The sequence below is a fragment of the Thermosynechococcus sp. PKX95 genome, assembly GCF_031583295.1.
Classification (GTDB): Bacteria; Cyanobacteriota; Cyanobacteriia; order Thermosynechococcales; family Thermosynechococcaceae; genus Thermosynechococcus.
Genome location: NZ_CP134171.1, coordinates 1,984,479 through 1,998,941 on the forward strand (window position 1 = coordinate 1,984,479; position 14,463 = coordinate 1,998,941).

A 14,463-nucleotide genomic window follows, 5' to 3' on the forward strand; every position below is an offset into this window, starting at 1 on the left:
GGGGATGACTGCGCAATCGTTTCGGCGGGTTCTAACCGCTGCTTGTATCTTGCCGGCATGCCCTGCCGTAGGCCACCTTGGGTTTCAGTGGCAATACCATGATTAGGATGCCGCCGCCATCCGCACTATCCTTCGCCGCCGACATGAATGCCGGGGCTTGCCGCGCATCAGGTCAAGCAAAATCTGGGTCGGGTACTACCTCTTTCACGAAGACGCTCAACACTGCGACAACTCCTACTGTAGCGGATTGGATTCCCAGATGTCCCCCTAGTTCAGGAAAGGGCTATATCTGCCCTAGCAGATTACTAAGCCTTAATGTTTCCTTTCTTGGAGTTTAGGATATTTTGCTTATACTCAAAATCTATGAGCTTAAGCTCTTTATCTCTTTTTATTTTTTTTATTTATAAGAGTTTTCGCTTAAGTTCATATAAGTTTGTAGGCCTTTATGGAATTTTTGAGATAACAAGCGAGGTTAAAAATGGCTTCTCCTGTCAATCCTGAACTGGAACGACTCAATCAAGTTCATGGCCAAGCCAACCCTTGGAAATTTTGGGGACCTTACTTGAGCGAGCGGCAGTGGGGCACTGTACGGGAAGACTATTCCGCCGACGGCAATGCTTGGGAGTATTTTTCCCATGATCAAGCGCGATCGCGCGCCTACCGTTGGGGTGAAGATGGCCTCGGTGGCATTTGTGATGCACAGCAACGGCTTTGTTTTGCCTTGGCTCTTTGGAATGGCAACGATCCAATTCTCAAGGAACGGCTTTTTGGCTTAACCAACAATGAAGGCAATCATGGGGAGGACGTTAAAGAGTATTACTTTTACCTCGACAGTACGCCCACCCATTCCTACATGAAATACCTCTACAAGTATCCCCAAGCTGCCTATCCCTACATTGATCTGGTGATGACCAACCGCCACCGCAGCCGCTTTGAAATGGAGTATGAACTCTTGGATACAGGGGTCTTTGAGGGCGATCGCTACTTTGATGTCTTCATCGAATATGCCAAAGCGGCTCCCAATGACATTTTGATTCAAATCAGCATTCACAATCGCGGCAACGAAGCTGCCCATTTGCACGTTCTGCCCACCCTCTGGTACCGCAATACGTGGAGTTGGACACCGGACAAGGTTCTCGCCAAACCAGAACTGAAGCAAATGGATGCGACACTGGTGCGGGCACGCCATGGGGAGCTAGGAGAGTATGAATTTGTGAGCGATCGCCCGGTGCCCTTCCTCTTCACCGAGAATGAAACCAACTTTGAGCGGCTCTTTGGCCAGCCCAATGCCTCGCCCTACGTTAAGGATGCCTTTCACCGCTACCTGATCAATGGTGAGCAAAATGCCGTCAACCCCGACAAAGTCGGCACCAAGGTGGCTGCCCACTATCAAGTCACAGTTGCCGCCCAAGGGGTTGAGATCATTCAACTACGCCTAGCATCTGCCAAAAGTAGCCCCCTCAGCTTTGGCAATGCCTTTAGCGATCGCCTCAACCAAGCCCGCACCGAAGCGGATCTCTTCTTTGATCACCTCATCCCCAGTGACTGCACGGCTGATCAGCGCAATGTGGTTCGTCAAGCCTTTGCCGGCATGATGTGGACAAAGCAGTACTACTACTACCCTGTCAAGCAGTGGCTGGAAGATAAAGCGCTGCCCCCCGATGTGGAAGAGCGCATCGTTACCCGCAACAAATCGTGGTTCCACCTTGAAAGCGCCGACATTATCTCCATGCCCGACAAGTGGGAATATCCTTGGTTTGCCGCTTGGGACTTGGCCTTCCACTGCTCGCCCTTAGCTCTGATGGATATCGACTTCGCCAAAGAGCAGCTTAAGCTGATGGTGAATGAACTGTATCTGCACCCCAACGGTCAAATTCCCGCCTACGAATGGAACTTTGGTGATGTGAATCCGCCTGTGCATGGGATTGCCACGTGGCAAATCTATCTCTTGGACAAAGCCATGAAAAAAGGCGAAGGCGATTTGGCTTTCCTTGAGAGTGTCTTCCACAAGCTCATGCTCAACTTTACGTGGTGGGTCAACCGCAAAGATTCCCTCGGCAACAACGTCATGGAGGGTGGCTTCCTTGGTTTAGACAATATTGGCGTCTTTGATCGCAGTGCGCCCCTACCCACGGGTGGTGTTCTTGAGCAGGCGGATGGTACGGCTTGGGTGGCAATGTTTGCCCTCGATATGCTCTCTATGGCGCTGGAGCTAGCACAGCACAATCCCGTTTATGAGGATATTGCCTGCAAATTCTATGAGCACTTCGTTTACATTGCCGGAGCGATGGATCGCATTGGTGTCCAGAAAGATGAACTCTGGGATGACAAAGATGGCTTTTACTATGACCTGCTGCGACTGCCCGATGGTCGTGCCCAGCGCCTGAAGGTACGCTCGATGGTGGGATTGCTGCCCCTGTGTGCCACTGCCATTTTCTCGGAAGAGTTGCTGGACTCCCTACCCACCTTTAGGGAACGCATTGCTGCCTTTAATGCCCGCCACCCTGAGCTTTTGGCCAACATTAACCCCATCGATCGCCCGGGTGTAAAAAAACGGCGGTTGCTCTCGCCCGTCAACGAGGCCAAACTACGGCGGATTCTCACCCGCATGTTGGATGAGAGTGAATTCCTCAGTGACTATGGCATCCGTGCCCTCTCCCGCTACCACTACGATCACCCCTATATTTTCCAACTCGGCCGCGAGGCCTATCGCGTTAGCTATGAACCCGGTGAATCCACCACCGGCCTCTTTGGCGGTAACTCCAACTGGCGTGGCCCCATTTGGATGCCCGTGAATGCCCTTTTGGTGCAAGCCCTCCGCAAAATGTATGGCTATTACGGCAACGAGTTTACGGTGGAATGCCCCACCGGTTCAGGCCGCTGGCTCAACCTCTGGGAGGTCTCGGCAGAAATTGCCCGCCGCTTGGCCAGTATCTTCCTCAAGGATGAATCGGGGCGGCGACCGGTCTATGGTGGCACCGAAAAATTCCAAAGCGATCCCCACTGGCGTGATCTAATTCTGTTTTATGAATACTTCCATGGGGATAATGGCGCAGGACTAGGTGCGAGTCACCAAACCGGCTGGACGGGTCTGATTGCACGGATCATCATGGGACTCAATGTTCTCGACGCCGATGAGGTACTGGAGAAAGGACACTTGGCTGTGGTCTCGAAACGCTTAGCGGAGTTGGTCAGCGCCAGCTAGCACCTGATTAAGGCTGAAGCGTATTGTGATAGGGGGGAGATCGCCCCCTTTTTTAGGTCAAGACTTGGCCACCCCTACAAAAGTCTAAAACTCAGTAATCCTAGCTGATTTTAGTTCTATTAAGTTTGCCAACGTACAAGTAAATTTCCGTGAAATTACTGGCCAAACAGCACCCTCCATCTTCTACATTGATAAAGAGATAGGAGGAATGAACACACTTTTGCCTAAAGTTAGTTTCTACTGCTGCTGGAATCTGCTTCAGCAAGTATAATGCTTACATTTTGCAATACAGCAAGAGACATGTTAAGCTAATTTACAAAAGTTCACATTCCACTCGTGTTCCACATTGGCTGCATTTGAGGTTCAGATGATGTCGCTCACACCCATGACCCGCTATTACATTCGCCGTCTCCTTGCAAAGCGTGCTGAATCCCTTGGGTTGACCGTAAGTGGTGCCGAAAGTGACAGTCAAGCCTTTGCCGATCAATTGGCACGCCTAGAATCCTTGGCGGCAACTAAGTTGGCAGAAATTGATCTCATTGTGCGGATGCACCAAACCCTGAGCCGCAACGGCCAAACCTACAATAGCTACCTCGCCAATCTGGAACAAAAACTCTTTGCCCTCATGGGTCTGGGGGGACAGCCTCGCGAAGAACTGACAGACATTACCCTGCCGCAGCTTGAAGAAACAAAAGGCGCCGCAGCAAAAGTCCTCACCTTGGCGGAAGTGCTAGAACACTTTAACAAAATTGGCGATATCGCCCAGAAATACCTTGGCAAGATGATTGTGGCCAACTATTGGCGGGGGACTCGTCCCTACAGCAGTTGGTTTGCTGACTTTACAGTGACCAATGATGGTCGTGTGGTTTGTCAATCCTACCAGTCCAGCCGCGATGTGTTTCTCAGTGAGGAGCAGCTAGAGCACTTGCAAGGTTGGCTAGAGGCCTTTATCCGCCAGTGCCAGCGAGTGCTGCCGCAATTTACGAAGCAACTGCAAAAAGCGGGGGTACCCGAAACGGTTTTAGCTTAGGGCGGTATGCGGATTTTCTTTGCGGTTCTGTGGCTGGGATTGATTGTCTATAGCTTTGGTTTTGCCCCCCCCGATCAACCGCAAACACTGACACTTATTCAACGGCTAGCAACGGGAGACTGGCAAGGCATTAACCCCCTCATTGTCAGTCTTTTTAATTTGATGGGCGTCTGGCCACTGATTTATACCGCATTACTGGTGGTGGATGGTCAAGAACAGCGATTTCCCGCGTGGCCATTTGCGGCTTTTAGTTTTGCCGTGGGTGCGTTTGCCCTGTTACCTTACTTCATCCTGCGCCAGCCAGCACCGATCTTTAGCGGAGAACTCAATCGGGGGGTACGCCTTTGGGAATCACGGCTCACTGCCGTTGTCATTGGTTTATTGGCTGTGGGCTTTCTTGGCTATGGCTTGGTTGGCGGTAATTGGCCAGACTTTTGGCAGCAGTGGCAAACCAGCCGCTTTATTCATGTGATGAGCCTAGACTTTTGCCTCCTGTCGTTGCTCTTGCCGGTGCTACTAGTGGATGACTGGCAACGGCGAGGACTGGAAAAGTCACCGTGGCGCTGGTGGAGCCTTGTCCCCCTCTTGGGAGCATTAGGGTACTTGCTTTTGCGTCCGCCCTTAATTCTCTCGAAAAAAAGTGTGGCATGATACAAAAAAATGCCCCTGAATTGGTTTTACTAATCTGTCAATGCTGAACTCTTCACCCAGAGCAAGATTCGCTGGCGTTGAGAGAGTTGCATTGTTGGGGGGATATCAATGCCGACAGCACCCTATGCGATCGCCACACCACCAGTTAAACCACCTTGGATTGACACACGACTCATGAATAAAGATCAACCCTTAGCACCCGTCTTTCGCCACATGGCCAGTGGCCTGTTTCCATCCACCACTGAAACTTACGAACGCGGCAAAACCATTTTCTTTCCGGGAGATCCAGCGGAAAAGGTCTATTTTCTCCTCAAGGGGGCAGTGAAGCTCTCACGGGTGTATGAAGCGGGCGAGGAAATTACGGTGGCACTGCTGCGGGAAAATACCGTATTTGGGGTGCTGTCCCTGATTACGGGCACCCGCTCCGATCGCTTTTACCATGCGGTGGCGTTTACGAATGTGGAGCTATTGGCCGTTCCCATCGAACAGGTGGAAAAGGCGATGCACGAGGATCCCGATTTGCCGATGTTTATGATTCAGGGGCTGTCATCGCGGATCCTGCAAACGGAGATGATGATCGAGACCCTTGCCCACCGCGATATGGGATCCCGCTTGGTGAGCTTTTTGCTGATTCTTTGCCGTGATTTTGGGATTCCCACGAGTGCGGGAGTCACTGTGGATTTGAAGCTTTCCCATCAGGCGATCGCCGAGGCCATTGGTTCGACACGGGTAACCGTAACTCGCCTTCTCGGGGAACTTCGGGATCAAAAAATGATCTCAATTCACAAAAAGAAAATCACGGTGCATAACCCCTTGATGCTCAGTCAGCAGTTTACCTAGGTCACGAGTTGGCCATAGTCGAGTTTGATCAGGCGATCGGCCACGTCAAAGTAGCGATCGTCATGGCTAATCACAAACACCGTTTTGCCCTGAGCCTTTAGCTCGGGTAGGAGTTGGCGGTAGAAAATCTCCCGAAACACAGGATCTTGATCCGCTGCCCATTCATCAAAGAGGTAGGCGGGGCGATTGTCGAGATAGGCCATCAACAACCCCAAACGCTTGCGCTCCCCTTGGGAAAGAGATGTCGTAGAGAAGCGGTTACCTTCTAGGCAAACTTTGTGGCTCAAGCGCAATTTTTCGAGGTAACTTGGCACTTCTGCAAGGCGTTCGGGGCACTCAATGCCCAACAGTGACTCAAAAAGATAAAAGTCACTAAAAACAGTGGCAAAGTGTTGGCGATACCATTCGTAGTCCTCAGGCTGCAAACAGTGATCATCCACCCAAATTTCTCCCTGATCGGGAATGTACAGGCCAGTAATAATTTTTGCTAGGGTGGATTTACCGCTGCCATTGCCACCGACAATAAAAAGGAGTTCCCCAGCCTGCACGGTCAAACTCAAAGGGCCGAGGGTAAAGGTCGCAGGTTCATCCTCGTGGCCACTGCGGTACTGATGACAGATCTGCCGCAGAGAGAGGGTTTTCCAGCCAAGGGGAGGGAGTTCGCCTGTATCGTTGAGGTTTTGGTGCGGATCTCCAAGGCTGAGTTGCAAAGATTCCACTTTTTTCAGGGCAACCCTAGCACGGCTAAAGACAGGAATCGCATCAATCAGCTGCTGCATCGGCAGCATGAGGTAAATGATCGTCAGAACATACCCTGAGAGAACTGTGGGTGTGGCTCCTAGCAAATGGGGCAGCGTAAAGAGAAAGAAGCCAATGGTGACAAACAGCAGCAACTGCCCCCAACTGGCAGCAATGGCAAAGACCATGTACCCTAGCTCGTTTTGCTGCCGGGTTTTCTGAGCCGTGGGTTCCAATTCCCGATAAAAGAAGGCCAACCGCCGTTGCCGATTGAGCTTGAGTTCTTTGTTGCCCTCGGTGAGTGTCCGAAAGTGTTGAAAAAGGTGATCCTGTTGCTGCCGTGCCCGCTCTAGGAATTTGCGTGCTCTGCCCGCTAGAAACAAGTAGCTGCCAGTACCAACGACAATCAAGCCCACAAGGGCAAAAAAGAGGGGCGGCGACAACCAACCCATGTAAATCAGGCAGCCAATAACAATGGCAATGGCATTAAAAAGATTGGGCAGGACGGAAAAGGAACGGGAAACGGCATCCACGTCCTCTGTCAGCGTCGCAAGGAGTTGCGGATTGCCAATGGCTTCTAACTGGCGTAGGGGTGAAGCGAGAATCTGGCGGCTGAGGAAGAGGCGCATTTCATAAACCGCCTGTTGGGCAGCCCGCACCAGGAGCACTTGAGAGCTAAAGTGGGTCAGCAGTAGGAGGGTTCCGAGGAGAATAAATCCCCAAGGTAAGAGGCGCTGGAGGGCAGGGGTTTTCTGCAGGGCGGCATTCATCAGGGCAATGAGCGCAGCCGTACTGCCACCGTTGAGAAGTCCAGCGATCGCTGCCGCAACAATCGTCGGCCAAGCTGCCCGTAAAAGAATCCGAAAGAGCTTCACGAATCTGTTGTCTCATCAGGGGTGGGATTGGACTCAGACTCTTCGAGATTCAACTTGGGAATAAAACTGGGGCGATCGGCATTTTCCCAACCGGGGGGACGCTTCGAGTTGTACCATGCAATGAGGCCAATGCTCACGGCCGCCACAAGACCCAGCAGCAATACCCCATAAAAGGGGACAAAGTTACCTGCACCAACGGTAAAGCTAATCCCCAATGACCCCATCATCGTCCTCGTTAACATTTTTTAGAAATATGTAGAACACCACTATATCAACCCTATGGTTGCTTTGAGAATCCTGAGAGTTGGAAGCGGCTGTGCTGCCTAAGGTACAGTACAAGATAAAGAAGTTTTGCTGACTGTCCCCCCTCTTTTCAACAATCAACCATGAGCGATCGCGCCCTTCGCCCGGCTGTTGTGGCTGCTGTGGAACCCGGCTCCATTGCCGCTGAGTTGGGATTTGAACCCGGTGATGCGTTGGTGGCCATTAATGGCGATCGCCCCCGCGATTTGATTGATTATCGGTTTCTCTGTGCCGAGGAATACCTCACCCTCGAAATACTGGGCAAAGACGGCCAAACCTATGTTCTCGAAATTGAAAAAGACATTGATCAAGATTTAGGACTGGAGTTTACCACCGCCCTCTTTGATGGGTTGATGCAGTGCAACAATCGCTGCCCCTTTTGTTTTATTGATCAGCAGCCCCCCGGCAAACGGGAAAGCCTCTACGCCAAAGATGACGACTACCGCCTCAGCTTCCTCTACGGCAGCTACATTACCCTGACGAACCTGCTTCCCTCAGAATGGCAGCGCATTGCCCGCTTGCGCCTTTCCCCCCTCTATGTCTCTGTCCATGCCACAGTAGCCAGTGTTCGCCAACGCCTACTGAAAAATCCACGGGCGGGGGAAATTCTGCAACAGATGCGCTGGTTTCAAGAGCAACGGCTGCAACTCCATGCCCAAGTGGTTGTCTGTCCGGGGATTAATGACGGCGAGTGCCTCGAGCAAACACTACGGGATTTAGCCCAGTTCTATGATCCTGAAGAGCCAACCGTGCTTTCAGTGGCAGTGGTGCCGGTGGGGCTGACTCGCTTTCGCCCTGCTGAGGATGAACTGATTCCCGTCACCCCTGATCACGCCCAAGCGGTGATTCAACGGGTACAGGCACTCCAACAGCGGTTTGAACAGCAGTGGCAAACCCCCTTTGCTTGGCTAGCAGATGAATGGTTCTTGATTGCCGGATCGCCCTTACCCCCCGCCGCCCACTATCAGGACTATCCGCAACTCAGTAATGGCGTGGGAACGATTCGCCTGTTTTTAGAAGAGTTTGAGCTTCACGCCCAACAGCTTCCCCAACGCTTACCGCAGCCGCGTCATCTGAGTTGGGTGGTGGGTAATACCGTGGAACAGGCCTTTGCACCCTTGGTGGCTCGCCTTAACCAAATTGAGAACCTGCGCCTTGATCTCTATGCCCTTGCTAGCGACTATTGGGGACAGCAGATGTCCGTGACAGGGCTATTAACCGGCCATGATTTGATCTATCACCTGAAGGGCAAACCCTTGGGCGATCGCCTGCTTCTGCCCAGTCTGATGCTCAAGCACGATGAACCCGTTTTTCTCGATGATGTGTCTTTAGCCACTGTGGAGGAAGCGCTAGGGGTCCCCATTCAAGTGGTCTCTGGTGGCGCGGCAGCGATTATTGCTGCTTGTACTCACCCCGAAAATGCCTGATCTTGCCCCTTGGGATCCCCGCAACCTATAATGGCTGGATGCTGTCCGCTGCACACTCAACCCTATGATTGCCACCTCCTCCCGCCCGGTTCGCATTGGTTCCCGCAAAAGTCAACTGGCGCTTGTGCAAACGGAATGGGTACAGGCGCAGTTACAAGCCCATCATCGCGATCGCGCCTTTGAGGTGGTGACCATGACCACCCAAGGAGACAATATCCTTGATGTCGCCCTTGCCAAAATTGGCGATAAAGGCCTCTTTACCAAAGAGCTAGAACTTTCAATGCTGCGGGGTGAGACCGATTTGGCCGTTCACTCCCTCAAGGACTTACCCACCAAGTTGCCCGCTGGTTTAGTTTTAGGCGCGATTACTGAGCGGGAAGACCCAGCAGATGCCCTTGTTTTAGGTGCAAAATGGACAGGACACACCATTGATACCCTACCTGAAGGCACGGTCATTGGTACTTCGTCACTGCGTCGCTTGGCACAGTTGCGCCACCACTACCCCCATCTCACGTTTAAGGATGTGCGGGGCAATCTAAATACTCGCTTGGCCAAATTAGATGCTGGGGAATACGATGCCTTGATTTTGGCGGTAGCTGGCCTGCGGCGTTTGGGCTTTGGCGATCGCATTAGCCAAGTCTTACCCGCAACAGTGTCCCTCTATGCTGTCGGTCAGGGTGCCTTGGGCATTGAATGCCGCGCCGACGATCCCGACATTTTAGCCTTGGTCAAGACCCTTGAACATCCAGAAACAGCAGCCCGTTGCTTAGCAGAGCGAGCCTTCCTGCGGCAATTGGAAGGGGGCTGTCAAGTGCCCATTGGGGTGCATACGGTGATTGAAAATGGTCAACTCACCCTCACAGGATTGGTCGCCAGTCTCGATGGCCAACGCCTTGTCAAAGACACTCTCACAGGGGAGCCTGCCAGTGCAGAAGCACTAGGGACGCAGCTTGCCCTGAAACTCCGGGAACAGGGAGCCTCAGAGATTTTGGAAGAGATTTTTGCTACTGCCCGTCTCGAGCGTTAGTTTATCCCTACCATGGAACCCCTACCATGGTAAAGGCAGCCCAGTAGTAGGGATGATCGAGGGAACGACGACCAGCCCCTTGGGTAACTTCTGGGGGTAACGGGATGCGGCCACGAATTGTTTGCAGTTCATTGTCCTGGATGCGAATATTGCCGCGCAGCATCGCTAGCTGCGCTTGCCGTAGCGCCTCGGCCTTAATGGGTACCGTATTTAACAAATCGTAGAAAGTGGTCATCAACGCCAACGTCCCCTCATCGCTGACATACCACAAACTGGCCAGCACCGACTTCGCCCCCGCCTGTACCGCCAGACCCGCAAACCCCAGTTCTGCATCCAAATCTCCAACCGCCGTGCGGCAGGCACTGAGGGTCAAAAATTCTGCTTGGGGACGGTTAAGCTGTAAGCCTTGGAACTGCAAAAGATTCAATCGCCCATCCCTAAAAGCAATGTAGGAATTTTCTGCAGCCCCCGGTTGAAACTCAGCGTGAGTGGCCAAATGGATCACGGGATAGATTCCTTGACGGCGCTGTTGTCTAAAATTAGCAATTGTAAAGGCCTCATTGAGAAAGGCTTGGCCTCCTCCTAGGTTTTTAACAACCTGTGCTACCTCTAGGGGTGCCATCGGCAAGGGGGACTGATCTGGGAATTCCGATGCTCCCATTGCCAAGATGGGTTCCCGTTGAATACTGCGGTAGCGAATATCTATGAGCCTTATACTGGGAACCAGCGCCGTACTAAATTGCTCTACAAGAAAGTTTTGACCATCATGGAGCGCTGCCAAGGGAAGGCTACGCATACCACTGTCTAGAACAAAGACCAGTGTATCAATGCTCTGGGCATTCAAGTTAGCACGCAAGGGGGCAATCAACCATTGGTAAAGCTGTTGTGCCGCCGGTAGATAAGTACGGGTATTGATCAGGCGTGGATCACGCACCCTGTTAGTCAAAGTATCCACTGTTTTCAATAACTGTTCACGTCCCACGTTCTGTAGGGGTGTATAAAGCGGCCTCCCCTCTGGGGTAACCAAGATGAGATCAAATTGGTCAGGCCGGGCTAGGGTATAAATGACCGCTGGCTTTTTACCTGTTTGCTTGGCAATTTCATTGAGGGCTGCCTGTAAATCCTCAAGGGAGAAATCTTGCCTATCACAAGTACGTTGTAGGTAACTGCTGACTTCTTGACAGCCCCGTAGATCGAGTAACGCCAACGCACCCTCGATGTTATTGCTAGCTAGGGCAGTCTCGATATCTCTAGTCAAGAGAATTTCAGGGGGAGCGGTAGGTACTTTAAGGGGATCGGAGATGGCTGGTGTAGGGGGTTCTAACAGAGGATTGATTTTTTCTGGAGGAACGAAGCTCCTATCGACAACATTTTGACCTGTATTTTCAAAACGAATATTTCCGACCTCCACAAGACCTGAAAGCGTTGTAGGTACAGGAATAATCGATCCCTCGGCTTGAATTGCCCCTGCAGTTCCATTCTTTTCGGAATTGCCCACTAAAAATGGAGTAGCATTGTTGATAAAGATATTCACTGAGTCACCCCATATCGTGGTAGGTACACCATTGGAAACAAACGTACCCAAGCCACGCAGTGAATTTTGCGCATAAATATCAACACTGCCCGCCCCAGCATTAATCCAGTTGAAAACTAGATTGCCGCCCCTTAGGTTGACATCCCCACCACCAGTCGTCAAATGGCCCAGCGTTAAGTTGCCGCTGGGTATTGTCTGGAGATTAGTGAATAGATCGGGCAGTGTTAAATCATCATCCGGAATTGGATCAATCGTACCTCTAGAGGTTGGAATAGGGAAATCACCAGTCCAAGCTAAGAAGTTACCACCGTTGGTGAAGATATCACCCGTCGTAATCGTAGGCGCAAACAGTGTAACATTGCCACCACTGCCAGCTGTATTGATATTACCTATTGTTAAAGCACCCCTGTAGGCAACAGCAGCCAAATCACCCCCGCGAGTCGTGATATTGCCAGTTGTTATGTCAGTTATGGAATCAAGATAAACAAAACCACCGTTGCTGTTGATATTGCCAGTTGAAATACCCCCGCTTCCTGAAAAGACTGCGATCGCTCCGCCTGCACTGATTAGGTTGCCGAGAGTGATGTCATTAAAAGCAACTACGCCGACAGTACCACTACTTTGAGTTACTTGCAAATTACCAGCAGTAATATTAGATGCCGAGTCTAGACTAATACCTGAACTAGTGGTGACATTGTTCAGCTGAATATTACTAAGAGCATTGATGCTTAGACTTGCAGTGTTGATTGTTCCTAAAACTACGGTTTGACCTGTTGAGTCAATATTCAAAGAATGATTGCCATTGATATTGCCATTGAATGTAATATTTTTCCCTGAAAAGCTCGTTGAGTTTAGTAGAGATGTGTTACCACTGAATTGAATGCTGCCTGCAGATGCATTAACTAAACCTCCAAGGGAAATCGTACCTCCACTACTCTGTAGATTAATACTTCCACCTGATGTACTGAGAACACTGCCACTAGAAGGAAGGAAGATATTGCCACTAGCTTGGAGGGTGATATTGGCGCCATTAGTTTGTATGGGAGCATTGGCACTAATGTTTGCTGCACTGATATTAATTGGATTATTGAAGGATGATTGATTTTGAATCACTCCCTGTGCTTGTAATACCAAGCTCCCCTGAAGCGAGATGGGGTAGCCGATGATGATATCATTATCAGCCTGTAGCGTGAGTGAGTTTGTCGAGCTGCTGGAAATTGAGGTTTCTACATAGATATTCCCAGTAGTTAGCGCCGTACTGTCTGTTGTTATGACAACGTCTGTGGAATTGAGTGCTGATAACAGCGTTCCTATAGTTAACACAGAAATTGGATAAGAGTTTGATAGTGCTTTAAAGGGCGAAGAGGAAGTAATGTTGACATCATACATGCTGTCAGTGATGTATATGTTTGTCGGATCAAGTAATAATGTTCCTGTGTTACCATTTAGGGCAGTGGTATCGACTGTGCCTTGAAAATCTAGAAACTGTTTGCCAGAAACTTCGACAAAGCCGCCATCTCCCCCAAGCGCACCGCCACGGCTACTGATCTGGCCATAGAAACGTGTGTTGTGCTCTGCCCAATTGATAATTGTGCCCCCGTTGCCCTGATGGGTGGCATCAGCATTCAAAAGAGTACCGGCATTAACAAAAAGGTTTTGCGCATTGAAGCTACTGCCTAGCCGGCCAGTTCCTGTTGTTCCCCCTAAATAGTCACCACCAATGAGAATTGTGCCGCCCCCTGTATTACCCGCAGCATTCAGTTGAGCATTAATCAGAGCAATATTACTGCCTTGGCCAGCAATGGTGATTTTACCCCCGGCGCCGGTGGTATGACTCACATCAATCGTGCCGCCAATGACTGCTGTATTTGTGGTTAGGGGAATCTTGGTACTGTCGTGAACCAAATGAATCGTGCCATCTGGATTTTGAATCACGCTATTGACGGCAGGATAGCCATTACCCCCTGTGAGTAACGTCGGGAGATCAATTGGCTGAATAATGCCTGCGGCGGGCAATCGCTCTTTGGGAATCTCTAGACTGAGGAGCATGCCCTCTTGGGAAATGCGCACCAGACCTGATTCAGGTACCGCCACAACATTGACCGTGCCCCCTGCTGCGCCAAGGGTACCTGTATTGATCACCTGATGCGCCATCAGGGTCAGGGATTGACCAGCATTCACCCTAAGATTGCCTTCATTAATTAGGATGCCTCTATTGGCCAATTCAAAGCCAATCGGGGAGCCATTGAGTTGGCTGTAGGTGTTTGAACCATTGAGATCAAAGAGGCCATTGCCAAAGTGAACGCGCTGGGCTGTCGAGGCATGGAATGCCGCTGGTAGATTCAACTGCGCATTCGGACCAAAAACAATACCTGCAGGATTCAGGAGGTAGAGATGACTGTTTCCGCCTGTAACTTGCAGCACGCCGTTGATATAACTAGCACTGCCACCATTGACGCCAGCAAGAATGTTGCGAATTTGCGGGGTAGAAAGAAAGTTGGCGGTTTGCCCCTGCTGGACATTGAAATCACGAAACAGGTGAAAGAGGTTTTGGCCATCGGCAGAACGTTGTCCGCCACCAATGTTGAACTGATGGTTGACGGTTTCTACGGTGGTGCCAGTGGCATTGGGAGCGGGGGTAATTTCAGCAAGGGCGGGTGTACCAAGAAAAGAGGTCAAGCTAGTCAGGATCACCCAGCTGTAGGGCAACACTTTTGTTAAGCATCGAGAATTCATATGACGTTATGTAAAAAACTTGCTAATGAGGATAGTTTTATCCTCAGGGACTATTTTAAGTGCGATCAAGGCAATGTACCACTTGGTAAAGTGTCTG

General features: G+C 50.9%; 9 protein-coding genes. 6 read left to right on the forward strand and 3 right to left on the reverse strand.

All coding sequences use genetic code 11. From position 1 onward, the window contains the following. Positions 1–478: 478 nt before the first annotated feature. From RHH81_RS09780 to ntcA, 4 genes are all read left to right on the forward strand, one after another. On the forward strand, positions 479–3,205 hold the full coding sequence (locus tag RHH81_RS09780; RefSeq protein WP_206200013.1) for an MGH1-like glycoside hydrolase domain-containing protein: 2,727 nt from the start codon (positions 479–481) through the stop codon (positions 3,203–3,205). A 367-nt stretch (positions 3,206–3,572) separates the two neighbouring features. Then, complete coding sequence (locus RHH81_RS09785) at positions 3,573–4,235, forward strand: hypothetical protein (RefSeq protein WP_310453745.1); 663 nt, start codon at positions 3,573–3,575, stop codon at positions 4,233–4,235. Between the two features lie 6 nt (positions 4,236–4,241). Further along, positions 4,242–4,886 (forward strand): DUF2834 domain-containing protein, encoded by a 645-nt coding sequence (locus tag RHH81_RS09790; protein WP_310742981.1) that lies wholly within the window; start codon positions 4,242–4,244, stop codon positions 4,884–4,886. Between the two features lie 174 nt (positions 4,887–5,060). Next, positions 5,061–5,726, forward strand: a complete 666-nt coding sequence (gene ntcA, locus RHH81_RS09795; RefSeq protein ID WP_190278317.1) for a global nitrogen regulator NtcA — start codon at positions 5,061–5,063, stop codon at positions 5,724–5,726. Here ntcA and RHH81_RS09800 read toward each other — a convergent pair. Both RHH81_RS09800 and psb35 read right to left on the reverse strand, forming a co-directional pair. Then, positions 5,723–7,339: a cyclic peptide export ABC transporter gene (locus tag RHH81_RS09800; RefSeq protein WP_310742982.1), complete on the reverse strand. Its 1,617-nt coding sequence runs from the start codon at positions 7,337–7,339 to the stop codon at positions 5,723–5,725. The two genes, ntcA and RHH81_RS09800, sit on opposite strands and share 4 nt — an antisense overlap. Beyond that, the gene (psb35, locus tag RHH81_RS09805; protein ID WP_315862889.1) at positions 7,336–7,581 is read right to left on the reverse strand and encodes a photosystem II assembly protein Psb35; all 246 of its coding nucleotides are present in this window, start codon (positions 7,579–7,581) and stop codon (positions 7,336–7,338) included. The genes RHH81_RS09800 and psb35 overlap by 4 nt, the downstream gene beginning before the upstream one ends. A gap of 144 nt (positions 7,582–7,725) precedes the next feature. On the opposite strand from psb35, the gene RHH81_RS09810 reads away from it, so the two are divergent. After that, positions 7,726–9,069 (forward strand): TIGR03279 family radical SAM protein, encoded by a 1,344-nt coding sequence (locus RHH81_RS09810; protein WP_206200017.1) that lies wholly within the window; start codon positions 7,726–7,728, stop codon positions 9,067–9,069. A gap of 64 nt (positions 9,070–9,133) precedes the next feature. Beyond that, the gene (gene hemC / locus RHH81_RS09815; protein ID WP_206200018.1) at positions 9,134–10,096 is read left to right on the forward strand and encodes a hydroxymethylbilane synthase; all 963 of its coding nucleotides are present in this window, start codon (positions 9,134–9,136) and stop codon (positions 10,094–10,096) included. Between the two features lie 7 nt (positions 10,097–10,103). Here the strand turns inward: hemC and RHH81_RS09820 are convergent, their stop codons facing one another. Then, positions 10,104–14,366, reverse strand: a complete 4,263-nt coding sequence (locus RHH81_RS09820) for a CHAT domain-containing protein (RefSeq protein ID WP_310742983.1) — start codon at positions 14,364–14,366, stop codon at positions 10,104–10,106. Between the last annotated feature and the right edge of the window lie 97 nt (positions 14,367–14,463).

Excerpts from the sequence above, each read along its gene's own strand:
- RHH81_RS09780 (WP_206200013.1), top strand. The coding sequence starts at position 479 with ATGGCTTCTCCTGTCAATCCTGAACTGGAACGACTCAATCAAGTTCAT.
- RHH81_RS09785 (WP_310453745.1), top strand. The coding sequence starts at position 3,573 with ATGATGTCGCTCACACCCATGACCCGCTATTACATTCGCCGTCTCCTT.
- RHH81_RS09790 (WP_310742981.1), top strand. The coding sequence starts at position 4,242 with ATGCGGATTTTCTTTGCGGTTCTGTGGCTGGGATTGATTGTCTATAGC.
- ntcA (WP_190278317.1), top strand. The coding sequence starts at position 5,061 with ATGAATAAAGATCAACCCTTAGCACCCGTCTTTCGCCACATGGCCAGT.
- psb35 (WP_315862889.1), bottom strand. The coding sequence starts at position 7,581 with ATGTTAACGAGGACGATGATGGGGTCATTGGGGATTAGCTTTACCGTT.
- RHH81_RS09810 (WP_206200017.1), top strand. The coding sequence starts at position 7,726 with ATGAGCGATCGCGCCCTTCGCCCGGCTGTTGTGGCTGCTGTGGAACCC.
- hemC (WP_206200018.1), top strand. The coding sequence starts at position 9,134 with ATGATTGCCACCTCCTCCCGCCCGGTTCGCATTGGTTCCCGCAAAAGT.
- RHH81_RS09820 (WP_310742983.1), bottom strand. The coding sequence starts at position 14,366 with ATGAATTCTCGATGCTTAACAAAAGTGTTGCCCTACAGCTGGGTGATC.